General features: G+C 70.8%; 24 protein-coding genes. 7 read left to right on the forward strand and 17 right to left on the reverse strand.

All coding sequences use genetic code 11. The features are described 5' to 3' along the window. Positions 1 to 7: 7 nt before the first annotated feature. The 9 genes from B0I29_RS04910 to B0I29_RS04950 are packed head-to-tail and all read right to left on the reverse strand — an operon-like array spanning position 8 to position 8414. Positions 8 to 1375: a DUF4407 domain-containing protein gene (locus tag B0I29_RS04910; protein ID WP_111647631.1), complete on the reverse strand. Its 1368-nt coding sequence runs from the start codon at positions 1373 to 1375 to the stop codon at positions 8 to 10. Then, positions 1372 to 2763 carry a serine/threonine protein kinase gene (locus tag B0I29_RS04915; protein ID WP_146616720.1) on the reverse strand — a complete coding sequence of 464 codons (1392 nt, stop codon included), beginning with the start codon at positions 2761 to 2763 and terminating at the stop codon, positions 1372 to 1374. The genes B0I29_RS04910 and B0I29_RS04915 overlap by 4 nt, the downstream gene beginning before the upstream one ends. Beyond that, positions 2760 to 3272, reverse strand: coding sequence for a hypothetical protein (locus tag B0I29_RS04920; RefSeq protein WP_111647633.1), 513 nt, complete (start codon positions 3270 to 3272; stop codon positions 2760 to 2762). The genes B0I29_RS04915 and B0I29_RS04920 overlap by 4 nt, the downstream gene beginning before the upstream one ends. After that, complete coding sequence (locus B0I29_RS04925) at positions 3269 to 3805, reverse strand: protein DA1 (RefSeq protein ID WP_111647634.1); 537 nt, start codon at positions 3803 to 3805, stop codon at positions 3269 to 3271. Before B0I29_RS04925 ends, B0I29_RS04920 begins: the two co-directional genes overlap by 4 nt. Continuing rightward, positions 3786 to 4757, reverse strand: a complete 972-nt coding sequence (locus B0I29_RS04930; RefSeq protein ID WP_111647635.1) for a protein kinase family protein — start codon at positions 4755 to 4757, stop codon at positions 3786 to 3788. The genes B0I29_RS04925 and B0I29_RS04930 overlap by 20 nt, the downstream gene beginning before the upstream one ends. Further along, positions 4754 to 5896 carry a protein phosphatase 2C domain-containing protein gene (locus tag B0I29_RS04935; RefSeq protein ID WP_111647636.1) on the reverse strand — a complete coding sequence of 381 codons (1143 nt, stop codon included), beginning with the start codon at positions 5894 to 5896 and terminating at the stop codon, positions 4754 to 4756. Before B0I29_RS04935 ends, B0I29_RS04930 begins: the two co-directional genes overlap by 4 nt. 2 nt (positions 5897 to 5898) lie before the next feature. Next, positions 5899 to 6606, reverse strand: coding sequence for a vWA domain-containing protein (locus tag B0I29_RS04940; RefSeq protein WP_111647637.1), 708 nt, complete (start codon positions 6604 to 6606; stop codon positions 5899 to 5901). Positions 6607 to 6626: 20 nt separating this feature from the next. Then, positions 6627 to 6944 carry a hypothetical protein gene (locus tag B0I29_RS04945; RefSeq protein ID WP_111647638.1) on the reverse strand — a complete coding sequence of 106 codons (318 nt, stop codon included), beginning with the start codon at positions 6942 to 6944 and terminating at the stop codon, positions 6627 to 6629. A gap of 12 nt (positions 6945 to 6956) precedes the next feature. Continuing rightward, complete coding sequence (locus B0I29_RS04950) at positions 6957 to 8414, reverse strand: hypothetical protein (protein ID WP_111647639.1); 1458 nt, start codon at positions 8412 to 8414, stop codon at positions 6957 to 6959. Between the two features lie 103 nt (positions 8415 to 8517). On the opposite strand from B0I29_RS04950, the gene B0I29_RS04955 reads away from it, so the two are divergent. Then, on the forward strand, positions 8518 to 8910 hold the full coding sequence (locus tag B0I29_RS04955; RefSeq protein WP_146616721.1) for a hypothetical protein: 393 nt from the start codon (positions 8518 to 8520) through the stop codon (positions 8908 to 8910). Here the strand turns inward: B0I29_RS04955 and B0I29_RS04960 are convergent. The 3 genes from B0I29_RS04960 to dhaM form a co-directional block, all read right to left on the reverse strand. Then, positions 8904 to 10241, reverse strand: a complete 1338-nt coding sequence (locus tag B0I29_RS04960) for a glycoside hydrolase family 10 protein (protein WP_111647641.1) — start codon at positions 10239 to 10241, stop codon at positions 8904 to 8906. The two genes, B0I29_RS04955 and B0I29_RS04960, sit on opposite strands and share 7 nt — an antisense overlap. A gap of 115 nt (positions 10242 to 10356) precedes the next feature. Then, positions 10357 to 10617, reverse strand: a complete 261-nt coding sequence (locus B0I29_RS04965) for an HPr family phosphocarrier protein (protein ID WP_111647642.1) — start codon at positions 10615 to 10617, stop codon at positions 10357 to 10359. After that, positions 10601 to 10987 carry a dihydroxyacetone kinase phosphoryl donor subunit DhaM gene (gene dhaM, locus B0I29_RS04970; RefSeq protein ID WP_111648005.1) on the reverse strand — a complete coding sequence of 129 codons (387 nt, stop codon included), beginning with the start codon at positions 10985 to 10987 and terminating at the stop codon, positions 10601 to 10603. The genes B0I29_RS04965 and dhaM overlap by 17 nt, the downstream gene beginning before the upstream one ends. 96 nt (positions 10988 to 11083) lie before the next feature. Between dhaM and dhaK the strand changes: the two genes are divergently transcribed. The 5 genes from dhaK to B0I29_RS04995 all read left to right on the forward strand — a co-directional run bounded on the left by dhaK (position 11084) and on the right by B0I29_RS04995 (position 16418). After that, positions 11084 to 12082, forward strand: a complete 999-nt coding sequence (gene dhaK, locus B0I29_RS04975; protein ID WP_111648006.1) for a dihydroxyacetone kinase subunit DhaK — start codon at positions 11084 to 11086, stop codon at positions 12080 to 12082. Position 12083: 1 nt separating this feature from the next. After that, on the forward strand, positions 12084 to 12695 hold the full coding sequence (dhaL, locus tag B0I29_RS04980) for a dihydroxyacetone kinase subunit DhaL (RefSeq protein ID WP_111647643.1): 612 nt from the start codon (positions 12084 to 12086) through the stop codon (positions 12693 to 12695). Positions 12696 to 12778: 83 nt separating this feature from the next. Then, a complete protein-coding gene (locus B0I29_RS04985) occupies positions 12779 to 14347 on the forward strand; it encodes a methyl-accepting chemotaxis protein (protein WP_111647644.1) in 1569 nt (522 codons plus the stop codon). 24 nt (positions 14348 to 14371) lie between these two features. After that, positions 14372 to 15070 (forward strand): acetoacetate decarboxylase family protein, encoded by a 699-nt coding sequence (locus B0I29_RS04990; RefSeq protein WP_111647645.1) that lies wholly within the window; start codon positions 14372 to 14374, stop codon positions 15068 to 15070. A gap of 58 nt (positions 15071 to 15128) precedes the next feature. Further along, on the forward strand, positions 15129 to 16418 hold the full coding sequence (locus B0I29_RS04995) for a YibE/F family protein (protein ID WP_111647646.1): 1290 nt from the start codon (positions 15129 to 15131) through the stop codon (positions 16416 to 16418). Positions 16419 to 16426: 8 nt separating this feature from the next. On the opposite strand, the gene B0I29_RS05000 is transcribed toward B0I29_RS04995, so the two are convergent. Together B0I29_RS05000 and recD2 are read right to left on the reverse strand one after the other, a co-directional pair. After that, positions 16427 to 17074 (reverse strand): DUF4360 domain-containing protein, encoded by a 648-nt coding sequence (locus tag B0I29_RS05000; RefSeq protein WP_181557695.1) that lies wholly within the window; start codon positions 17072 to 17074, stop codon positions 16427 to 16429. Between the two features lie 205 nt (positions 17075 to 17279). Further along, positions 17280 to 19451: an SF1B family DNA helicase RecD2 gene (gene recD2 / locus B0I29_RS05005; RefSeq protein WP_245972238.1), complete on the reverse strand. Its 2172-nt coding sequence runs from the start codon at positions 19449 to 19451 to the stop codon at positions 17280 to 17282. Between the two features lie 59 nt (positions 19452 to 19510). Between recD2 and B0I29_RS05010 the strand changes: the two genes are divergently transcribed. Then, entirely contained in the window at positions 19511 to 20485 is a 975-nt protein-coding gene (locus tag B0I29_RS05010; RefSeq protein WP_111647647.1) for an acetylxylan esterase, read from the forward strand. 48 nt (positions 20486 to 20533) lie between these two features. Here the strand turns inward: B0I29_RS05010 and B0I29_RS05015 are convergent, their stop codons facing one another. The 3 genes from B0I29_RS05015 to B0I29_RS05025 all read right to left on the reverse strand — a co-directional run bounded on the left by B0I29_RS05015 (position 20534) and on the right by B0I29_RS05025 (position 23991). Further along, entirely contained in the window at positions 20534 to 20803 is a 270-nt protein-coding gene (locus B0I29_RS05015; protein WP_111647648.1) for a YggT family protein, read from the reverse strand. A gap of 80 nt (positions 20804 to 20883) precedes the next feature. Continuing rightward, complete coding sequence (locus tag B0I29_RS05020; RefSeq protein WP_111647649.1) at positions 20884 to 21708, reverse strand: aldo/keto reductase; 825 nt, start codon at positions 21706 to 21708, stop codon at positions 20884 to 20886. An 822-nt stretch (positions 21709 to 22530) separates the two neighbouring features. Beyond that, positions 22531 to 23991, reverse strand: coding sequence for a benzaldehyde dehydrogenase (locus B0I29_RS05025; RefSeq protein ID WP_111647650.1), 1461 nt, complete (start codon positions 23989 to 23991; stop codon positions 22531 to 22533). Between the last annotated feature and the right edge of the window lie 41 nt (positions 23992 to 24032).

Consider the following 24032-nt stretch of genomic DNA (forward strand, 5'->3'; position numbering starts at 1 on the left):
GGGAGCGCTAGGGCGTGTTCGGCAGCGTCTGACCGTTCGGGCTGTGCTGGTTCGGCACGTATTGATTGATCGACCCGGGCGGCAGCACGAGGGTGTCGTCGTCGTCCCCGGCCGGCACCATGAACTGCGACGGGTTCTGGTACGCGGCCTGCAGCTGCTGGTTGCGCCAGTGCCGCATGACCGACTGGGCGACCTCCCGCTGGACGTCGGTGACCTCCTGGACGTACGCGTCCACGGAGGCCCGCTCGGCGGCGAGCCGGGCGTTGCGTTCATAGGTGGTGAGGTCCTGGTCCCCGGCCATCTCATCGACCGCGAGGTCGTGGCAGATCTCGTCCTTGCGGTCGCGCAGCCGGTCGTAAACGCTCGGCACCCCGGCCCCCAGCAGGATCTTGAACACCACCGGCAGCACCTCGAACGCGGCAAGGAACAGGATCAGCACGAGGTGCGCGAGCCCCATCGTGAGGTCCTTGTCGCCGAGCCGGCCGAGCGCGTTCATCCGGGCCAGCAGACCGTTGTTCTCGTCTTCGGCGGCGCTGAACTCGCCCTGGGCGGCCTTCTTCGCGGCGTTCGCCTCGTTGAGCTTGGACCGGGTGACGTTCAGGTCGGCCTGCATCTGCTGGAGGCTGGTGGCCCGGGTGCTCTGCGCCGTGACCTCGGCCTCGTCGAGCTCGGCCTTCATCTCGGTGCGCTCGGCTTCGAGCCGATCCCGGTCCTCCACCTTCAACCGGTAGGACTTGCCCTCGCCGGGCCGTCCGGTGCCGCAGGTGCCGTCGTCCTCGCAGATGACCAGCGCTCGCGCCTTCGTGTACGCCAGATTCACCTTGTCGTACGCGGCCTGCGCCTGCTGCACGGTCGGGTCGCCGCTCACGTCCGGACCCCGGTCCAGCTCGGCCTGCAGCTTCTGCACCGAGCCGCTGAGCGCGGGGATCTGGGTGAACCGGGCGTCGGTGGTGAGCAGCTTCGCGAACGCGTCCTGGGACTCCCGCTGCATCACCTTCAGCTCGGCGTTGATCTCGTCCTGGAAGATCCGCAGGGTCAGCGGCGTCGACACGACCAGTCCGATCAGCACACCGAGCAGCACCCGAGGCGCGGCGAGCAGCAGGTTCTGCTTGAGCGTGGCGTGCCGCTGGGTGCCGGAGATCAGCCACCGGTCCAGGTTCATGATCGCCATGCCCCAGGCGATCGCCAGGACCACGCAGAGCGCGATCGGCAGGTCCATCGCCATGTGCAGGGCGAACCCGCACGAGACGGCGCTCATCACCGAGGTGGTGAGCACCGCGCCGCCGAGACCGACGTATTTGACCCGCTCACCGTGCGGGCAGGCGGCGAGCAGATCCGGATCGGCCCCGGAGAGCCAGATGAAGGGTGAGGTCATGGTGGTGCCTTTCGGGTCCTCGTCATTCGGGGGAACGCCGGGGCGGACGGCCGTGGCGGTGACGGGACGACCGGTCGCGGTGGCGGTGGCTGCCGGTTCGGCATCGCCGGTGGTGCGGTGAACCGCATGGGTGGCGGCACCGGTGTGAGCAGCTGGTCGTCACCGTCCTGGGCGTTGCCCGGGTCCAGGACGAGCGGCACCCGGATACGTGCCAGCCGCAGCGGCGGGATGCGGACGACCTCGATGCGGGAGGTGACGGCCTCCACCGTTCCGCACGGGCCGATGGCACGCACGACGACGCGGCGCGGGCGGTCCACGCTCACCTCGATGCTGCCCACCGGGTCAGCGGCGACGCCGTCGACCAGGACCCGGTGCGCGAAACGGGTGCGCCAGCTGACCGTGACGGATTCGCCGGCGAGCACGCAGTCCCGGTCGGCCAGCAGCTCGTCGATCACCGGGTCACCGATCCAGGCGCCGAGGGTGGTGTGCCACTCGGTCGCCGACGGCCGCGCGCCCGGATCCTGCCAGCCGTCCTGGAAGGACCGCACGAACAGGTTGAGCACGGCGTCCGGGAGGGTCTGCATCGCGGAGGCGTGCTCGAAGGTGAGACCCGGGAGAGCCGCGCGCTGGTGCCGCGGCCAGGTCTGCGACGCGACATACGCCGCGATCGTGGCCGGGCTCAGATCGGGCAGGAAATGGTACGGGTGAAAGCCCGTCAGCAGCACGTGAGCAGCGACTGCGAGTGACCACCGGTCGGCAGCCCCGGTGGCCGGCTCGGCATGCTCGCCGAGATCGTCGTAGAGCTCCGGTGCGAGGTACCCGGTGGCGGCGCCGACGGCGAGCGGCGCGTCCTCGCGTACCAGCGTCGCCGACTCCACCTCGGCGATCCGCACCTGGCGGCCGGCCATCCGGACGAGCAGGGTGGCCGAGTCCAGGCCGCCGTGCACTGCGCCCACCGTCTCCAGGTCACGAACCGCCCCGGCCAGCGAGTACGCCAGCTCGAAGCGGGTGCGTGCCGGTTCGCCGTCCAGCAGCGTCTCGTGCAGGGTCAGGTACCCGTCGGCGGCCGGGTCGGGGGCCAGCAGCGCGTGGCAGGAGCTGCCGTCGCCGAGGTCCACGATGCCGTGCCAGAGCGCGGCCGCCGGAAACAGGCCGGGGTGGTTCGCCAGGGCCCGGTGCAGGGTACGCAGGTGTTCACCGGCCCGGCCGCCACGGACCGGGAAGCCGATGATCAACGGGGGCGCGACCTGGCCGTCGACCGTCTCCAGGACGTGCTGATAGGTGCCGAGACCGCCGGGCCGGAACCGGAATCCGAGCAGTGCGCCCGGTCCCGGAAGATTCCTGCCGCTGCTGGTGTGCACGGCTCGTACCCGAGCTCGGGCGCTCATCGCAGCAGCTCGGTCTGCCGGCGCCGGGCACGCTGGGCGGCGAGGCCGATCCACCAGTGGTCGGCCAGGTCCCGGGTGTCCCCGGCAGCGGTGAGGCGGATCCGCAGGTCGTCCGGGCAGACGATCCGGTCGCCGGTCGCCACCAGGGCCAGCACGTCGACACTGCCGGGCAGGCCGGCCGGGGCGCCGGCGAGGAACTCCGCGGACACGTCGGCGATGGCCGCCGTCGCGCCGTCGGTACGCGGACGCCCGGGCCCGGGCAGGCTCAGGTCCCACGGCAGCGGCGTGCCGGCCGGGATCGCGCGGACCTCGTGCTCGCCGTAGACGACGGCGGCGTACCGATGGTCGGCACCGCCCGGCGTCAGGCCGAGCCGCGACATGATCGTGGTGGCGGCGTCAGCGGCCCGCCGTCGCGCCGGGCCGGCGAGCAGCGCGCCGTCGAGGGCGAACAGGACGAGACGATGCGCGCTCGCCGGAAACGGACGGGCCGGGGTCACGCCCGGGGTCACGGCAGCGCTCCCCGGCTGCGGACCGTGCGCAACACCGGCATCAGCCCGTGCCGCTTGACGGCGGCGCGTACCCGGCGGAAACCGTCGCCGTACACCGGATCCGGGTCGGCGGCGATCGCGGCGCGCAGCGTCCGGGCCCGCGGATCGGACTGGCGTTCCAGCCAGCCGTCGGCGGCGAGCTGGCTCAGCCCTTCGGCGATCGGCAGGCTCACCCGGCCGAATCGGCGCTGCGTCATCCAGGCATGCATGTACTCGTGGGCGACCACCGCCCCGAACTCGGGTCCATCGAGGCCGGCCAGCACCGCGAGGTCGACCACCTCGGTGTCCGTCACGATGGTCCACCCGAGGACCCGGCCGGCGTGCGAGCCGGTCATCGATGCCATCTCGTCCGGGCCCACCAGCCGGACGCGTACCGGCACGGTGAGGCGCAGGCCCATGGCCCGCAGCCCGGCCCGGACCGCCGGCAGCGCCGCCTTCACGCCGTCCTGGCTGGTCACCGCGGTTCGCGCGGGATCAGGCGGGAACCCAGCCATGCGGCTCGCGCCTCCATCCGGTCTCGTACGGGTGGGCCGCCCGGGCCGTGCGCGGTGCCGGCATCGACGGCATCGGCCGGGCGCCGAGACGTCCGCGCAGGTAGAAGAGCCAGTCCCGGGCCAGCGGCCGGTCGCCGGGGGCGCCTTCCAGGGCCCGCTGGAGCAGGTCGGTGCCCCGGCGGTCGAGGATCGGGGCGGCGGTGCGCCAGTCCCGGTTCAACGAGGCGCCGCGGCCCGGCAGAACGCAGCGCAGCACGAAGAGGCCCAGTTTGTACCGGTCGGTGGAGACGTTCTGGACGACCCGTTCCGGTGGGTCCCAGTCCGGGCTGTGCTGCTGCTTGTTCACCGCTGAGCTGCCGCTGACCCGGGTCGCGTCGCAGTCGACCAGGAAGATCGACGGGACCGGGTGCAGGCGGTAGAGCACGTTGCGGGCGGAGACGTCGCCGTAGACGATCTGCGCGCCGTGCAGCAGCGACAGCGCGAAGGCGAACCGCTCGCAGACCCGCAGACGGGCGGCCAGGTCGCCGTCGTCCGGCACGTCCACCTCGTGCTTGCGGGCCTGCGCCGGGTCGAAGATGAGGTGCTGCAGCTCGCGCGGAATCCGAGCACGGGCCCCGGACGGCAGCGACATGTCCTCGAAATAGCCGTCCGGGATCAACCGCATGAGTACGCCCAGCGCCTGGTTGCCCGGGCCGACCACGACGCGCAACGGCCACGCGGCCACCTCGTCGAGAGCGGCCCGGCGCTGAGCGGCCAGCCGTTGCCGGAGGCCGACCAGATTCACCAGGCCGCCGAGCGCCACCTGCACGACCGCGAGCCGGTACTCCTTGAACACCAGCTCGCCCGGCTCGCCGGCGAGCTGGAAGCGGTCGAGCCGGTGGATGACACCGTTCGCGCCGGAGCTGATGGTCGTCATCGGGCCGAGCGCGCCGACGTCGACGATCGCGCTCACCCGGGCTCCCGGTCGGCGCTGGGCCAGATCGCGACCACCGTACGGTCGTCGTCGTAACTGCGCCGGCCGAATCCGACCTGATCGGCGAAGCGCAGCGGCGGCGGCGGCCGGCGCCACCACGCGGCGAGCCGTTCCGCGACCTCGCCGACGGCCGACCCGATCGGGTCGCCGGTGCCGTCGGTCATCACCAGCAGGGTCCAGTCGTCCGGCACCCGGTGCGAGGCGACCGGCAGCCCGAGCGGGTCGCGGGGGATCCGGGGCAGCGCCTCGACCCGGCTGGTGGCCACCTCCGCGGCGGCGCCCTTGACCTCGGAGAGGATGTGCCAGCCGGTCTGCGGGTCGATCGCCCAGGCGGGGGAGTCGCCCATCCAGGCCAGGTGCACATCCCGATCGCCGCCGCGGGCCGGCCCGGTCGAGCAGACCAGGAAGGTGGCGGTGGTGGCCATCGCGGCGGCCACCTCGGTCTCGGCGGGCGGGATTTCGGCGTACCGGACGGGGTCGGAGCGTTTCAGGCTGCGGGCGCCCTCGGCCAGGATGGTGGCGGCGAGCGCCGTGAAGATCTCCGGCCAGGGGAGCTGATCGGCCGGCGTGCCGGCGTCCAGGTGGCGGGCCACCTCCCGGGGGCCGCGCCGCCCGACGAACGAGGCGGCCTCGTGCGACAGGACACCGGCCGAGACGCCGTCGGCCACCACGACGATCAGATGCTGCTCGTCGGCGCTGAGGGCGAAGCCGTACGCGTCCTGACGGGGTGTTCCGGAGTCACGGTGCGACAGTCCGCGTACGCTCGCGGCCCTGACCTCGAGCGAGACGGCCGTGCCGTGATCGGCGACGGTGTCCGGGGGCTGTGCCGGGTCGAGGCGCAGGCGGGGCCGGACCTCGGCGTGCGCCCGTCCCGGGTCGCCGATCGTCGCCGGGCCGGTCTCGGTCCCACCCAGCCTGGTCCCGCCCAGCTCGGTACCGCCCAGATCGGTGCCGCCCAGATCGGTGCCGCCCGCCGGCGCCGGCCAGCAGGCCACGCTCTCGGCCGGATCACGATCGGCGCGATCAGCGGCGGCGTGCCGGGGCCTCGGTCCGGGCGTGGCCGGCGGGCTCGCCCACGGGTCCTTCAGGGGGACGTCGATGTCGGCGTCGATGTTCACGCTCAGTCCAGCCAGTCGTCGTCGACGTCGATGGTCGGCGGCAGCTGGCTCTTGTCCGGCAGGACGAAGCCGGAGTTGCCGTCCACCGCGCTCTGCCCGGAGGCCAGCACCGAGGAGATCAGCACCTCGGCCATCGCCTTGATCGCGTCGGCCGCGTCGGCGTCGGAGTGCATCATGTAGAGCTTGCTCTTGCCATAGGGGTGGACCAGCTGCCGCATGGTCTCCCGGCCCGCATCCGCGACACCGCACGGCACGAAGACCGGGTACCACTTGAAGCCCTGGCCGGTCTGCTTGTCGTACGCGGTGAGCGCCGTGAAGTCGGCCTCCCAGCCGGTCTGTGGCTCACCGTCGCTGAGGAAGAAGACGGCCGGGCGGTGCACCTTGAACCCGTCCGCGCGCAGCTGGCTGACGTCCTGTTCGAGCTGGGCGCGCAGCATCCGGAACGCGGCGCCGTAATCGGTGCCGCCGCGCACTGTCAGCTTCGGCAGATAGTCCTGGCCGGTCATGTCCGACAGCGGCAGCACCACCTGCGCGTCGTCGGAGAAGTCGATCAGTCCGAAACGGACCTTGTCCGCCAGGATCGGCGCCTTGGCGAGCGCGTCGGCGACCCCCGGCAGGATCTTGTTGGCCGCGTCGAGACTGTCGCCCAGCATCGAGTACGAGACGTCGACGACCAGGTAGAAGGGCAGAAGGATTCCCTGTTCGGGCATGGGGTGACTCCTCGGGGTGGTCAGGACAGGTTCTGGACGAGTGCGGTGACCGCCTCGGTGGCGCCGGCGACCGCGGTGACACCACCCGCGCCGGCGGCCAGGTCCCGCAGCAGCGCCAGCATGCGTTCGCGGTTCGGCCGCGGCGATCTCGCCTCGTCGCGCACCCCGCGCGCGGCGGTGCGCACGGCTTCCGGGTCGGCGAGGTCGTCGCGGTGCTGCCGCAGGATCTCCAGCAGTGCCGCCACGGCGGCGTTCATGTCGGTGCCGTGGCTCTCGATCCGGCCGAAGTCGCCGATGACGGTGTTCCCGCCGTTGATGTTTCTGATCGTGACGTCCATGCCGTCTCCTGCTCAGGGTTTCGCGCCGGGCGCCCAGGGTGCCGCGGGCGGCTGCGTCGATCCGGGTTGCTGCTTCTGCTGTTGCTGCGGTTGTTGCTGGTTGATCGCGCCACCGTTGCCGATGACGGTGTTGCCGTTGGTGATCGACCCGATGCTGATGCTCTGCGTGACGATCCGGGTCTGCTGCTTGCTGAAGTCCGAGGTGTCGATGCCGTGCTCGTCGAGGAAATCGGAGATCGACTCGAGCATCGCCTGGCGCAGGATGCCCAGGTCACGCTCCTCGTCGGCGTACTGGAACAGGCCGATCCGTTCGTCGCTGGCGACCTCTTCGCGCAGTCCCGACTCGGCGCCGTAGTCGTGCACCGGATGCCGCCTGACCATCCTCTTGGCCCGGCGCAGGGCGCGTTCCCGCTGCCCGCCGCGGTTCGCGTCGCGCAGCATGCGCGAGGGCGCGGTGACCAGGCCGCCCAGTGCGCCGGTCGCCGCGGCCACGACCGTGCGGGCCGGGATCGAGGTGGCGAGATGCTCCGCGACGCAGAGCTCGGATCGCAGCGGCAGCAGCACGAACGCGTGATGCTCCACGATCAGATACGCGGCGGTCCGCTCGACCCGGACGAACGCCTCCACGACGAGGTCACCGCCCCACGAGATCTTGCGCAGGCAGAGGTAGGTCCGGTTGTCCGGCTGCGGTGTGGTGATGCCCGCGCGCAGGGTCGCCGCGTCCACCCGGGTGGCCGGGCGGGCCACCGGATCGGCGACCAGGCCCGGGACCCGGCGGGCGGCGCCGCCGTGCACGAACAGCCGGTTGCGTACGTCCAGCCCCGGGATGCCGGTGCGCCGGGCCGCCAGGGTCAGCTGCTTGTGCAGGTCGGTGACGGTGAACGGGCGTACCGGGGTGCCGGGCGCCGCGGGCCGGGTGCAGTTGACGTGCAGTTGCCAGCGGGCCAGGAGCACACCCGAGCCGACGAAGGGCTCCTTGCCGGAGAAGACCACCACGTTGGAGCTCATCACCGACTCCAGGTACGCCTCGACGGCCGGGTCGATGGGCGGCGCCAGGTCGCGGGGCGAGCTGACCGAGTCCCGGACGTCCAGCGCCCGCCGGTATCCGCCGATCCGGTGGGTCAGCAGCACCGCGAAGCCGGACGCCCACGCGACCGCCAGCAGGAGCACCAGGGCGCCGGCCGCGGCCTCGCCGGACGCCGCGATGACGGCGACGGCGATCAGGAGCGTGCCGGCCAGGATCAGGGACTGCCGGAGCTGCAGGCGGCGGCGGTGTACGAGCGCTTTCCGCGCGTGCCGGGCAAGAGCGATCAGGTCCATGCCGGGTGCCGGGCCGAGCGCTTCCGGCGACCGGTCGGTCAGGTTGTCGAGGACATATCCGGCGTACCCGTCCGCGAGATGCGCTGCCGAGCACAGCCATCGGTCGGTGTACGAGCCGGCGCCGGTGGCAGCCGAGGTCGTGATGGTCATGGACGGGGACGAAACCCTTCGGTCGATGCTCTCGTTGTTCGAGACGTCAACCGTAAAAACGCTCTGGCGCAGCTATGGCGCACATGTATCGGGGGATCGGCTGGTGGTGTCGGACCATCCGCGACGGCAGACGCTCTGTGCGTCCTACCTGCGCGCGCTGCTGACCGGCCCCTACCGGCACGTTTGGCTGAGGATGGTCGACCGGGAACGATCCGGAGAGATCAACTTCAGTGCGGTGGCGAAGGTTCTGGCGCGGACGGCGGAGCTGGACACACCGGACGGCGTGGACCATCGAGGGCTGCGCGACCGGGTACGCCGGGCGCTGAGCCAGGATCGGCTCACCACATCCACCCTGGATCTGTTCATCCGTGGATTCGGCATCCACGGCCCGGAGACGGAACGGCTCTGGATCCTGCTGCTGGGCGGCCCGGTCGTGCCGGAGCCGCGGACGCCGCAATCACTGCGCCGGTCGTCCGCGGCTCCCGCCGATCACTGACGAGCGGTGCAGGTGGGAGTGCCGGACGGGGCCGTGCCGGTGCCCTGGAAGCCGAACTCGGTGCTGGCGCCCGCGGCGACGCTGCCGTTGTAGCCGACGTTCGTGAACGTCGAGCCGCTCGCGGTGGCGCTCCAGGTGTTGGTGATCGCGGAGCCGGCCGGCAGCGTGAGCCCGACGGTCCAGCCGGTGATCCGGGCCGCGCCGGCGGTCACCTTCACCGTCACCACGAAGCCGCCGGTCCACGCGTTCACCGAGGTGGTCGCGGTGCAGCCGGATCCGGACGGCGGGTTGGAAGGGGAAATAGACGGCGACGGCGAGCTGGGGGACGGCGAGGTCGTTGTCCCACCCAGCTCGTTCAGCACCGCGGTGTAGGCGGCCTTCGGGTTGCCACTGCCGTCGAAGAGCAGCGGCGTCCCGCTGGCCCGCCACGAGTCGGTGTCCCGGATGCCCCACACCGTGATCCCGTTGCACCGGGTCACCGCGAGACAGGCCCGCACGGTCGCCGCGAACGAAGTGGCCTGCGCGGTGCCCGAGCCCTCGATGTCCAGCTCGGTGATCTGCACGTCGACGCCGAGATTCGCGAACCGCTGCAGGTTGGCCTGGTAGTCGCTCGGCAGCGGCGACGCCGCGTTGAAGTGCGACTGGAAACCCACGCAGTCGATCGGCACGCCCCGGGCCTTGAAGTCCTGGACCATGGCGTAGACCGCGTTGCTCTTCGCGTTCTGCCCGTCGGTGTTGTAGTCGTTGTAACAGAGCTTGGCGGCCGGATCGGCGGCCCGCGCGGTACGGAACGCCACCTCGATCCAGTCGTTGCCGGTGCGCTGCAGGTTGGAGTCACGCCGGGCGCCGGTCGAGCCGTCCGCGAACGCCTCGTTCACCACGTCCCAGGAATCGATCTTGCCTTTGTAGTGCGTGGCGACCTGGGTGACGTGGTTGACCATGGCGCTGCGCAGCGCGGTGCCGCTCAGGTTCTGCGCCCAGGACGGCTGCTGCGAGTGCCAGGCCAGGGCGTGCCCGCGGACCTTCTGCCCGTTGGCGATCGCCCGGTTCACGATGGTGTCGGCGCTGGTGTAACTGAACGTGCCCTGGGACGGCTCGGTGGCGTCCCATTTCATCTCGTTCTCCGGCGTGACCGAGGTGAACTCCCGGTTCAGGATCGCCGAGTAGACCGAGTCGGACAGTTTGTAGGCGGCCACGGCCGTACCGAAGTAGCGGCCTTTCTCGGCGGCGGCCGCGCCCAGGGTGGAGGCCGCGTCGGCGGTGGGGGAGAGGGCGACGAAGCCGGCGGCGGTGAGGGCGGCAGCCGTCAGCAGGACGAGTGTTCGTCTCATGGGGATCTCCAGTGGGGATGCTGGAACGGATCGATGCTTGTCGAAACGCTATCGACATGTTCCGGAAACCTCAACCGGTTCAGTCCATGATCCTGCTGGTGAAAAGCTCCGAAACTTACGAAGCCGCCCGCAAGATCTCTGCCACCGCTGTCGCGGCCAGCTCCGCGTCGTCGCCCTCCGCGTGCACGGTCACCGTGGCGCCGGCGGGAGCGCCGAGCGACATCAGGCGCAGAGCGCTGCGCGCACTCGCGGTGCGGCCGTCATGGCGTACCTCGATGGCGGCCTGGAAGGCCGCCGCGATCCGGACCACCGCTCCCGCGGGCCGGGCGTGCAAGGCGGCGGGCAGGACCACCGGGATCTCAGAACTTTGCGACATCGCGCGCCTCCTCGGCCGCTGCCACGACCTCGTCGAGGCCGGCGCCGGTGGAGGCGATCACGGCGGCCGCCACCGCGCCTTCCACGAATGGCGCGTCGACCAGGACCGGGCCGGGTGGACGGTCTTCCAGGACGGTCCGGGTGGTCAGCACCGCGCTGCCCAGGTCGGCCAGCACGACGACGCCGGCGCCGGTGTCCGCCCGGGTCACCGCCGCTTCGATGAGGGAGAAGTCGGTGCCGAGCGAGCCGTCGGACGTGCCGCCGGCCGGCTCCACCCGCACCTCGTCGGTCGCGATCTGCCGGACCAGGTCGCGCACCCCCTCGGCCAGTTTTCCGCTGTGTGACACGAGAACGATCCCGACAAGCGCCATGTCCATGGATGTTAGTCACCGAAAGGGTTGGCCGAATCGCTCAACGCGACGATGCTGATCCCCAGGGCACCGTCGCCCGACTGGGAGGAGCCGGCCGTGAAGAAATTCATCAATGATCCCGCCGACGTGGTGGCCGAGGCGCTCGCCGGGCTTGCCGCGGCTCATCCGGAGCTGCGCGTCGACGCGGCCGAGCAGTACATCGCCCGTGCTGATGCGCCCCGCTCCGGGAAGGTCGCGCTGGTCTCCGGCGGCGGGTCCGGCCACGAGCCGCTGCACGGCGGTTTCGTCGGGCCCGGCATGCTCGACGCCGCCTGTCCCGGCGAGATCTTCACGTCGCCCGTGCCGGACCAGATCCTCGCCGCCACCAAGGCGGTCGACGGCGGCGCCGGCGTCGTGCACATCGTGAAGAACTACACCGGCGACGTGATGAACTTCCAGCTCGCCGCGGAGATGGCCGCCGACGAGAACGTCGCGGTGGAGACCGTGCTCGTCGACGACGACGTGGCGGTGGAGGACTCGACGTGGACCGCCGGGCGTCGCGGCACCGGCGCCACCCTGCTGGTCGAGAAGATCGCCGGGGCGCGGGCCGAGGAGGGCGGCAAACTGGCCGAGGTCGCGGCGATCGGGCGCGAGGTCAACACCAATTCGGCCTCTTTCGCGTACGCCTTGACGGCCGTCACCACCCCGGCCGCCGGCCGTCCCGGGTTCGACCTGCCGGACGACGAGATCGAGGCGGGCGTCGGCATCCACGGCGAGCCGGGCCGCCGGCGGGAGAAACTGCGGCCGGCGAACGACCTGGTCGCCGCGGCACTCGACGCGATCCTGGAGGCGAAGCCGCTGACCGCGTCGGACGAGGTGATCGTCCTGGTCAACGGGCTGGGCGGCACACCGCTGATCGAGCTGTACCTGGTTTACGGCACGCTGGCGAAACTGCTCGAAGCGCGAGGGATAACGATTGCCCGCCGCCTCGTCGGCAACTACGTGACCAGCCTCGACATGGCCGGCCTGTCGATCACGCTGACCAAGGCGACCGACGAGTTCCTGCGGCTCTGGGACGCTCCGGTGTCCACTCCGGGGCTGCGGTGGGGTGCCTGACGTGGAGGTGGATCTCGCCATCGCGTGGCTGCGGGCCGCGGCGGACTCCGTCGCGGCCTCGGCCGGCGAACTCACCCGGCTCGACGCGGCGATCGGGGACGGCGACCACGGGGTGAACATGAACCGAGGCTTCACCGCCGTGATCGCGGCGCTGGACGCCGGCACGTTCGACAGTGTCGGCGACGTCTTCGTGAAGGCCGGCACCACGCTGATCTCCAAGGTGGGCGGTGCGTCCGGTCCGCTGTACGGCAGCGCGTTCCGAGCACTGGGCAAGGCGCTGCCGGCCGGCCCGTCGGTCACCGTGCCGGAGCTGGCCGCCGGGCTGCGGGCCGGGCTGGACGCGGTCCGGAAACTCGGCGGGGCGGAACCGGGGGACGCGACACTGGTGGACGCGTACCAGCCGGCCGTGGACGCCTTCAAGGGTGACGACCTCGCGGCGGCGGCCGAGGAGGCGGCGCGGGCGGCCGAGGAGGGCGCCCGGGCCACCGCCGGACTGCGGGCGCGGAAGGGGCGGGCGTCCTATCTGGGCGAGCGAAGTGTCGGACATCAGGACCCGGGGGCGACGTCGACGGCGCTGATCTTCCGAGCGCTGACCGCCATTACCGCAAAATAGGTTCTCAGTGGGCAAATCCGCAGAGTTCACCCCATCAGGGCCTTCGGCGTACCGAGAATGATCGGAGGCTCTAGGAGGTTCTGATGGGTATCGGCGGGTTGTTCGACAACCGGTCCCTGCGTACGAAGATCGGTGCTGCCGCGATGGTCGCGACCGTCAGCGGTCTGATCGTCGGCGGGGTGGCCATCAAGACCGTGTACGAGCTGAACCAGGACGCGGCCACCGCGCAGCGACAATCGATCAAGATCGCGGGCGCGGTCGGCACGTTCAGCAAGAACATCGAGGCGTACGTCGGCGGTGTGTCCGCGGTGCAGCTGTACCCGAACATCGCCGAGCAGCTCCTCGCCGGCATGGAAGCGAACAAGACGAGCGTCGAGGGCGCCCTGGACTCCCTGGACGCCGCTCTGCCCGGCGACGACACGGTGGCCAAGGCGAACACGGACTGGGACGCGTTCGTCGAGTTCGTCGGCACCGACCGTTCCGCGGCTTCGGCGTCCGAGCTGACCGCGGCCCTGCAGGAGTACACCACCCTGCACGACGCCCTCGGCGAGGACCAAGTGGCGCTCCAGGACCAGGCGACGGCGCTGGCCGAGGCCCAGATCACCGCCGCCGAGAAGTCCGGGCGCAACGCCGCGTACCTGATCGCCGGCCTGCTCGTGGCGGGCGTGCTGCTCAGCCTGCTGATCGGGTTCCGGGTCGCGGCCCGGGTCGGTGAGACCGTGCACGGTGTCTCGCACATCGCCGAAGGCCTCGCCGAGGGCGACCTGACCCGCACCTCCGGGGTGACCACCCAGGACGAGATCGGCCGGATGGCCGCCGCCCTGGACAAGGGGATCGGCCGGCTGCGGGAGGACGTGGTCCAGGTGGCCCGCAACGCCGACACCATCCAGAGCGCCGCCGGCCAGCTCAGCTCGGTCTCGATCGCGGTGGACGCCGCCGCGCAGCAGGCGTCCTCGCAGGCCGGCACGGTCGCCTCGGCGGCCGACGTGGTCTCCGGCAACCTGCAGATCGTCTCGGCCGGCTCCCAGGAGATGGGCTCGGCGATCCGCGACATCAGCGTCTCGACGACCGAGGCCACCGAGGTCGCCGCGCAGGCCGTCAACGTGGCCTCGGCGACGAACGCGATCGTGGCCCGGCTCGGCGAGAGCTCCGAGGAGATCGCCACCGTGGTCAAGGTGATCACCAGCATCGCGGAGCAGACCAACCTGCTCGCCCTGAACGCCACCATCGAGGCGGCCCGGGCCGGTGAGGTGGGCAAGGGCTTCGCGGTCGTCGCCGGCGAGGTGAAGGACCTGGCCCAGGAGACCGCGAAGGCCACCGAGGACATCTCCGGGCGCGTCCAGGCCATCCAGGCCGACACCAGCGGCGCGGTCACCGCGATCGCCGAGATCTCGACGATCATCGAGCGGATCAACGGCCTTCAGCTGACCATCGCCTCGGCGGTCGAGGAGCAGACGGCCACCACCCAGGAGATGAACCGGACGCTGTCCGAAGCGGCCAGCAGCGCCGGCGACATCGCGGCGACGATCACGACGGTCTCCGACGCGACCCGCCGGACCACCGACACGGTCGGTGAGACGCGGACCGCCGCCGACGCCCTGAACATCACGGCGGCCCAGCTTCAGCAGGTGGTTTCCCGCTTCCGCTACTGACCGACAGCTGTCAATGTAGAGGCCATGTACCCGCCCGAGCCCTGGCATCTGCGCGGCCAGATGTATCTCTCGGTCTTCCTCGTTCCTCGGGGCAGGCTGCCGCAGCTTCCCCCGGTCCTCGACACCGCGGTCCGGCCGATCACGGTCGGCGGCCGGGTCGCGGTCGGCGCCGCCTGGGTTCGCTACGAACCCGGCGGCGTCCTGCACTACCAGGAACTGCTCAGCGCCGTGCTGGTGCACGAGCGCGGCCGTCCCCGGGTCAGCATCACCGACATCTGGGTGGACAGCCTCGCCTCCCGCGAGGGCGGCCGGCGTCTCTGGGGCATCCCGAAAGAGATGGCCGAGTTCCAGATCGACGCGGAGAACGAGCCGCTTGTCGACGCGGTGGCGACCCTGCCGCCCGCCGGCCTGGCCGCCGGCCGGCGCATCGGCTCGGCGCTGGTCCAGCTCAAAGGGCGGCTTCCGGGCCGTTTCCCGCTGGCACTCACTGTCGCCCAAGCGGTGGGCGAGACGGTCCGGCGCACACCGGTGCGAGGCCGGGGCGGCGTGCGGACGACCTCCGCGGCCTGGCAGATCGAGCCGGAGGGCCCGATCGGATATCTCGCCGGGCGGCGTCCCGTGCTGAGCCTCGCCATCACCGATTTCTGGCTGGTCTTCGGCCGCACGCCCACCGACCGGGCACGGAAGACCCACTCCACCGAGAAGGGGAACACCCGCAGCTGAGAAAAGCTCCTTGGGTACGGTTCGGCGGGAGCACTGCCGACCCGTGACGAGGAGTGAGATGAACCAGGCCGGCCACGACCACCATCACCACACCGCCGGCCCGGCACAGCCGATGTCGGCCCGTGCCCGCCGGATCACCCTGTGGCTGCTGGTGCCCGCCGTCCTGGTCACCGCCCTCGGGATGCTGCTGCTCTGGCCGCGGGACGCCCCGCAGTCCACCGAGGGCGTCGGGCCGGAGCGGGCGTTCGGCCGGATCGTCGCGGTCACACCGGAGGCCTGCCCGGAGGTGCCCGAGGGCGAGACCCCGCTGACCGGCTGCGGGACCGTCACCGTCACGCTCGACGACGGCACGAGTGTGACCACCGAGATCCCCGGTGGCCCGGGCGCGCCCGAGGTGGGTCCGGGCGACGACGTGACGCTGATGGTCCTGGAGGGTGAGGACGGCGCCCGCGAATACTCGATCACCGACCATCAACGGTCGACCCAGCTGTGGCTGCTCGGTGCGGCGTTCGCCCTCGCGGTCGTCGCGTTCGGCCGGTGGCGTGGGCTGACCGCGCTCGGCGGGCTCGCCGTCACCTTCGCGATCCTGCTCTTCTTCATCGTGCCGGCCATCCTGGACGGCCGTTCGCCGGTCGCGGTGGCGGTCGTCGGCGCCGCCGCGATCATGCTGATCGTGCTGTACCTGACGCACGGCTTCTCGATGACCACCACGATCGCGGTGGCCGGCACCCTGGCCAGCCTCGCGATCACCGCGGTGCTGGCCGCGGCCGCGACGGCCGCCGTGCACCTGACCGGGGTGGCCGACGAGACGTCGAACTATCTGACGATCACCCAGGGCGACGTCAACATGCAGGGACTGCTGCTGGCCGGCATCGTGATCGGCTCGCTCGGTGTGCTCGACGACGTCACCGTCACCCAGTCCGCCACCGTCGCCGAGCTGGCCGTCGCCAACCCGCGGTACGGCTTCCGGCAGCTCTACGGCGCCGCGACCCGGATCGGCCGCGCGCACATCGCCTCGGTGATCAACACGATCGTGCTGGCGTACGCCGGGGCGTCGCTGCCGCTGATGCTGCTGTTCGCGGCCGGCAACACACCGGTGAGCGAGCTGCTCACCTCGCAGCTGATCTCGCAGGAGCTGGTCCGCAGCGCGGTCGGCACGATCGGCCTGGTCGCCGCGGTGCCGATCACCACGGCGCTGGCTGCGCTGCTGTCGGCCCGCGCGGCTCAACCCGCGGCTCAACCCGCGGCCGCCGGCGATGCCGCCCCCGCCGAGGGTGGGGGACGGCGTCCGCCGGAGGAGAACCGCTGGGCCGCGTTCGCCGACGACAGCTCAGACGGCCGGAACTGACCAAGAGACTACTTTCCGCACTTCTTCCACTGGACGCGGTAGACGGTGTTCAGCGACGCGTCGGTGGAGTCCATCGAGATGAAGCTGGTGAGCTTCTTCGAGTCCGACGTGCCACGGTTCACGCGCAATTCGGTGTTGATGTTGAGGAACCGGCGGTCACCACAGTTCAGGAAGTTCAGCGAGGCGATTCCCACCTCGTCGGTGCGCTGCCAGTTGCCGTCCATCGGGCCCTTGAAAGGGTGCCGGGTACGCGTCGTCTGCGAATATCCCTGGAAGTAGTAACCGGCGTTCTGCTCGGCCCAGGCACCCTTCTGCAGGTTGGCGTAACCGCGGTAGTCGGCTGTCGCGACCGCGAACGTGAATCCGTTCGGCACCTTGATGTCGAGCGCGAGCTGACAGTTCTTCCGGAAGTCCAGAGCCGAGGCCTCCGGGCCGACCTGCGCGGTGTACTCGGAGTACGAGACGGTGAAGGCCTTGTTGTCCTTCGACACCGTGATGGCCGCTGTGCCGTCCGGGCAGCCCGAGCCGTTGGCCTTGACCACGTCGATGATCATCATCTCGTCGGGTGTCGGGTTGCCCGCCGGCGCTGCCTGGACCGGCGCGGCCATGGCCAGTGCGCCGAACATCGCCGCCCCCGCGGTGAGCGTACGCAACATGAGAATTACTCCGTTCGTAAGGAATCCATTAGGCGAAACCGGAGAATTGTTCGCCGAGAAGGATTCTTCAATTGTTCCCATTTCTCACCATAGTGATTTCGCGGAACCGCATGGCCAGGCCGGGAAACAGTCGAACGGAAGTCCGGTAAAGGCGACCATTAGCACCTGATATCCCGGATTCCCGCATGCGAACGAGAAAAGTGTGCTATCCGCCGAGCCGCCGGGTCAGCGCGGTGTGCCGGCGGCCGGCGCTGACCGTGCGGACCGCGGCGGCCAGGGCCCGGCGCGAGCCGACCAGCACGACCAGCTTCTTGGCCCGGGTGATCGCGGTGTAGAGCAGGTTCCGCTGCAGCATCATCCAGGCGCTGGTGGTCAGCGGGATCACCACGGCCGGGTACTCCGACCCCTGCGAACGGTGGATCGTGATGGCGTACGCGTGGGCCAGCTCGTCCAACTCGTCGAAGTCGTACTCGATGACTTCGTCCTCGTCCGTGCGTACCGTCAGGGTCTGCTCTTCGGGCGAAAGCCCGGTGACGACGCCGACGGTGCCGTTGAAGATGCCTGCCGCGCCCTTGTCGTAGTTGTTCCGGATCTGGGTGACCTTGTCGCCAACCCGGAAGACCCGGCCGCCGACCCGCTTTTCCGGCAGGCCCTCGCGGCCCGGGGTGAGGTGCTGCTGGAGCAGGCCGTTGAGTGCGCCGGCGCCGGCCGGGCCGCGGTGCATCGGGGCGAGGACCTGCACGTCGCGGCGCGGGTCGAGGCCGAACTTGCGGCCGATCCGGTTGCAGACCACGTCGACGGTGAGCGCCGCGGCCTCCTCGGTGTCGTCGCAGGGGAAGAGGAAGAAGTCGCGCATCCCGTCGAAGACCGGCGGCCGGCCCTGGTTGATCCGGTGCGCGTTGGTGACGACGCCGCTCTGCGCGGCCTGCCGGAAGATCTGGGTGAGCCGCACCCGGGGGATCGCGTCGGCGGCGAGCAGGTCGCGCAGCACCTCGCCGGCGCCGACCGAGGGCAGCTGGTCGACGTCGCCGACGAGCAGCAGGTGCGCGCCCGGCGGGACCGCCTTGACCAGCTTGTTCGCCAGGATCAGGTCGAGCATGCTGGCTTCGTCGACGACGATCAGGTCGGCGTCGAGGGGGTTGTCCCGGTCGTACGTCGCCTCGCCGCCCGGCTGGAGCTTGAGCAGCCGGTGCACGGTGGCGGCGGGGTGGCCGGTCAGCTCGGCGAGGCGTTTCGCGGCCCGGCCGGTCGGCGCGACCAGCACGATCTTGGCCTGTTTCGCGGCGGCGAGCTCGACGATCGAGCGGACCGTGAAGCTCTTGCCGCAGCCGGGTCCGCCGGTGAGCACCGCGACCTTGGAGGTGAGGGCGAGCCGGACGGCCTGTTCCTGCTCGGTGGCGAGGTCGGTGCCGGTGCGTTTGTGCAGCCAGGCGAGGGCTTTGGTCCAGTCGACGCCGGTAAACGACGGCAACTTATCCGATTTATCGGATAAAAGCCTTAAAAGCGATGAGGCCAGCGACTGCTCGGCCCGGTGGAAGGGCACCAGGTAGATCTCATCGTCCTCCCGGACGACGCCCTCCTCCTCGACGAGTTCAGCGAGACACGCGGGGAGCAGAGACCCGGGAACATCGAGGATCTTCGCTGCCTCCTCCATCAAGGCGCCGGCCGGCAAGAAACAGTGCCCGTTGTCCGTCGCCTGCGACAGCGTGTACTGCAACCCCGCCTTCACCCGTTCCGGGCTATCGTGCGGGATCCCGACCGCCTGCGCGATCGTGTCCGCCGTCTTGAAGCCGATGCCCCACACGTCCGACGCCAGCTTGTACGGCGAGTTCTTCACCACCGCGATGGACGCGTCGCCGTACTTCTTGAAGATCCGCACGGCGATCGAGGTGGACACCCCGACCCCTTGGAGGAAGACCATCACCTCCTTGATCGCCTTCTGCTCGGCCCAGGCCGAGGTGATCTTCTTGGTGCGTTTCGGGCCGAGGCCGGCCACCTCGATGAGCCGGTCCGGCGACTCCTCGATGATCTCCAGGGTCTCCAGTCCGAAGTGGTCCACGATCCGCTCGGCGAAGACCGGCCCGATACCCTTGACCAGCCCGGATCCCAGATAGCGCCGGATGCCCTGGATGGTGGCCGGCAGTACGGTCGTGTACGAGATCACCTCGAACTGCCGCCCGTACTGCGGGTGCGAGGACCACCAGCCGCTCAGCCGCAGGCTCTCGCCGGGCTGTGCGCCGAGCAGCGCGCCGACCACGGTGAGCAGGTCCGATCCGTGGCCGGTGGCGACCCGGGCCACGGTGTATCCGGTGTCCTCGTTCACATAGGTGAGTCGTTCGAGCACCGCTTCCAGAACATGGGGGGAGGCCTTCGACACGCTGATATGGTGCCTCGTGCTCTGGAACGTGACCACGGCAGGGCATAGCGTGATCACTCATGGCGCTGTTTGACTTTCCACTCCACGAATTGCGCACGTACCGTCCCTCTCACCCCGAACCGGCTGGTTTCGATACCTTCTGGTCCGGCACCCTCGCGTCCGCCCGCCGCGCCGCCATCCCGCCCAAGGTGGCCGAGGTGGACACCCCGCTGCGCGGCATCACCACGTACGACGTGACGTTCAGCGGGTACGCCGGCCAGCCGGTGAAAGCCTGGCTGAACCGCCCGGCGGGCAGCACCGGCCCGCTGCCGGTCGTCGTCGAGTTCATCGGTTACGGCGGCGGCCGCGGCCTGCCGATCGACTGGCTCGTCTGGGCCAGCGCCAGTTTCGCCCACCTGATCATGGACACCCGCGGTCAGGGCGGCAGCTGGCGCGGCGGGGACACCCCCGACCCGGACGAGTCCGGCGCCGGCCCGTCGTCACCCGGTTTCCTCACCCGGGGCGTGCAGGCGCCGGAGTCGTTCTACTACCGGCGGCTGATCACCGACGCGGTGCGTGCCGTGGAGACCGCGGCCGAACTGCCCGGCGTGGACGCGTCCCGGATCGTCGTGACCGGCAAGAGCCAGGGCGGAGCACTGTCGCTCGCCACCGCCGGTCTGGTGCCCGACCTGGTGTCGGCGGTGGTGTCGGCCGTGCCGTTCCTCTGCGACATCCGCCGGGCCGTCACGGTCACCGACATCAACCCGTACGCCGAGGTGGTCCGGTTCCTGCGGACGAACCCGCACCTGGCGGAGAAGACGCTGAACACGCTCGACCACGTCGACGCGGTGCACTTCGCCCGGCGGGTCACCGCGCCGGCGCTGCTGTCGGTCGGCCTGATGGACGACGTCTGCCCGCCGTCCGGGGTGTTCGGCGCGTACAACGCGATCCCCGGCGAGAAGCGGATCGAGGTCTACGAGTGGGACGGCCACGAGGGCGGCCGCACGTACTTCGACACCCTCGCGCTGGAGTTCGTCGACGCCATCGTGCGATGACGAATGGCCCGGACCGCAGAGGCGGTCCGGGCCAGAAACGTCAGGAAACTAGATCAGCGCGCGGAGAATGCCGATCGCCAGGAAGACCAGGATGAACGACAGGTCGATCGAGACACCGCCGACCCGCAGCGGCGGGATGAGCCGCCGGACCGGGGCCAGGATCGGCTCGGTCACCGTGTAGACCGCGCTCATCGCCTTGGAGCGGATCGAGCCGGGCATGGCCGGACCCGCCAGGGCGACGCTCCAGTCGAGGACCGCACGGGCGATCAGCAAGAACTGGACCACGAGCAGAACCAGACCGACAAGAGCGAGAAGCATCGCCGAACCTCCAACTGCGGGGTGTGTGCCTTAACTATGAGTCGGCTTCCTGTGTGCTTCCTTTACGTTTCCTGAGCCAGCTAGTTGAAGTGCTGCGGGTGCGGACCGGTGCGCCCGTCCCGCTCCAGGCCGTCGATCTCGGCGATCTCGGCCGGGGTCAGCTCGAAATCGAAGATCGCCAGGTTCTCCCGGATCCGGGACGGCGTGACCGACTTCGGGATCACCACGCGGCCCTGCTGCACGTGCCAGCGCAGCACCACCTGGGCCGGCGACCGGTCGTGCGTCGCCGCGATCGAGGTCACCCGCGGGTCGTCGAGCACGCCGGCCTGGGCGAGCGGGCTCCACGCCTCGGTGACCACACCCAGCTCGGCGCCGGCCGCCTGCACCGCACGCTGCTGCAGCGCGGGATGCACCTCGATCTGGTTCACCGCCGGAACGGTGCCGCCGAGATCCGCCACGGCGCGCAGGTGTTCCGGGAAGAAGTTGGAGACGCCGATGGCGCGTACCCGCTTCTGCTCGTAGAGCGTCTCCAGCGCCCGCCAGGTGTCCAGGTACTTCTCGTGCTTCGGCGTCGGCCAGTGGATCAGGTACAGATCCAGGTGGTCGAGCCCGAGCCGCGCCAGGCTCGCGTCGAACGCGCGCAGCGCCTCGTCGTACCCCTGATCGCTGTTCCACACCTTGGTGGTGATGAACAGCTCGTCGCGCGGGATCCCGGCGTCGCGCAGAGCGGCGCCGACACCCGCCTCGTTGCCGTAGACAGCCGCCGTGTCGATGCTGCGGTAACCCGCCTCCAGCGCGCTGGTGACCGCGGCGGCCGTGTCCGCCTCGGGGATCTGGAAGACGCCGTAGCCGATCTGCGGCATGGTGATGCCGTTGTTGAGAGTGAGGACTGGCGTGTCAGCCATGCGATTCGCCTCCGGGTTGCGTTGCGGTGCCCTAACGCTTACCCCGAAACCCACATGATCAACAACGCTTTCCGGCAAGCCGCCTCGCGGCCCAGGGTGGTGGGCGCGGCGGGTGCGGCGCATCCATCCCGGGAGATTCAGAGATCAACCCCTTTTTGGTACGCGTAACCGCAAGCGCCAGTCCGCCCCCGGAGGGCACACGGCTCCCGCAGACAGCGAAAGCTCGCGCCGTCACGGCAGACTTGCCGCCGGCGGGAGGGTGGCCAATGGGCGCGCCGGTCGGCTCGCCGCCGGCTCGGTGGGTGGCAGTGGGCGCGCTCACCGGCTCGCCGCCGGGTCTGCGGCGGCGGCTCCGGGGTCGCCGGGTGCTGGTGAGGAGGCTGCGGCGGAGCCGGCAGGGTGCGATGCCGCCGGTCGGGCCGTGCTGCTCCAGGCGAGTCCGGGCGGGGGTGGGCCTGACTCGGCGGGGGAAGTGAACAGGTCGGGGGATGGTCAGGGCGGTGGGGGCGCGGTCAGCTGGATGGGGAACCGGCTGCCGCGCGGGTGGGCTCACAACCCGACCAGCCGTCGGGTGGCGCCCGGTCTGCGTCTGACCGGTGGGCTTCCCGAGGCCGCCGGCGCCGGTACGGGCGCTGGTGGCCGGACCCGGGGAAGCAGTCGGCCTGACGGAGGGTCAGGGGGCTTGGTTTCCGGCGGTGGGGTCGTGCTCCGGGATCCGGCAACCGGCATCGCCTCGGCTCGATTCATGGCGCTCATTATTGATGACCGTGCATCCGATGCAAGCATCTTGCCTTCGCTTTAACTACGCGGAAACAAGTTTCCTCAGAACGGGTAGATCGGCGGCTTGTCACGCACGGTGACCCAGCGGGTCTCGGTGAACGCTTCGACGTTGGCGGCCGGGCCACCGAAGCGTGAACCGGTTCCGGAGGCCGCCACCCCGCCGAACGGACTGTTCGCCTCGTCGCTGACGGTTTGATCATTGATGTGCACGATGCCGGACGGTACCCGGTCGGCGAGCGCGAGGCCCTTCATGACGTCGCGCGTGATGATGCCCAGTGACAGACCGTACTCGCTGGCGGTGGCGAGCCGGACCGCCTCCTCCTCGTCGGAGAACCGCAGCACCGGCGCGACCGGACCGAAGATCTCCTCGACGAACGCGGGCGTGTCGTCGGCGACGTCGGCGAGCACGGTGGGGGAGTAGAAGAGATCACGATAGGTGCCGCCGGCCGCGATCCGGGCGCCGTAACCGGCCGAGCGGGTCACCACACTGTGGATCTTGTCGCGCTGGGCGGCGTCGATGATCGGGCCGAGCACGACGGTCTCCCGGGCCGGGTCGCCGACCGGCAGGGCGTTCGCCTTCGCGGCGAGCCGCTCCACGAAATCGTCGTAGAGCCGCTCGTGCACCAGGTGCCGCCCGGTCGTCATGCAGATCTGGCCCTGATGGAACCAGGAGCCGAACGACGCCGCGTTCACCGCCGCCTCGACGTCCGCGTCGTCCAGCACGATCAGCGCCGAGTTGCCGCCGAGCTCCAGGTGGGCCCGCTTGAGGTGCTCACCGGCGAGCGCGCCGACCCGGCGGCCGGCCGCGGTCGAGCCGGTGAACGAGATGACCCGGACCAGGTGGTGGACCACCAGGGCCTCGCCGACGGCGGCGCCGCCCGGCAGCACCTGGAGGACACCCGGCGGCAGCCCGGCCTCCTCGAAGATCCGGGCCAGCGTGACCCCACCGGTGACCGCGGTACGCGGATCCGGCTTGAGGATCACCGCGTTGCCGAGCGCCAGAGCCGGCGCGACCGAGCGGATCGCCAGGATGATCGGCACGTTGAACGGGGCGATCACCGACACCACGCCGGCCGGCACCCGCCGGGCCATCGACAGGCGCGGCTCCTCGCTGGGCAGCAGTTCGCCGTACGGGCGGGACGGCAGCGCGGCGGCCTCGTAACACTCCTGCTCGGCGGTGTGCAGGGCGAACCCGGCCATCGGCGGGATCGCGCCGACCTCGCGGACGTTCCAGCCGCTGATCTCCTCGGCGTGCTCGGCCCAGAGCTGTCCGGCCCGGCGCAGCACCGCGGCCCTTGCGGTGTGCGGGGTGGCGGCCCAGGCCCGCTGCGCCTCGGCGGCGGCGCGGGCGGCCTCGTCGACGTCGGCCGGGGTGGCCTGCCCGATCCGGCCGAGCACGGCGCCGGTCGCGGGTTCGACGACGTCGTACCCGTCGCCACGGCCCGGCCGCCAGGCCCCGCCGATGAAGATGTTGCCGGTCCAGGTCTTCTCGTCGAGGAGCATGCGCCCGCCCTCTCTGCGTGCTGGGGTTCGCCGACGCTATG

Origin of the sequence: Actinoplanes lutulentus, from assembly GCF_003259845.1 — a bacterium.
Classification (GTDB): domain Bacteria; phylum Actinomycetota; class Actinomycetes; order Mycobacteriales; family Micromonosporaceae; genus Actinoplanes; species Actinoplanes lutulentus.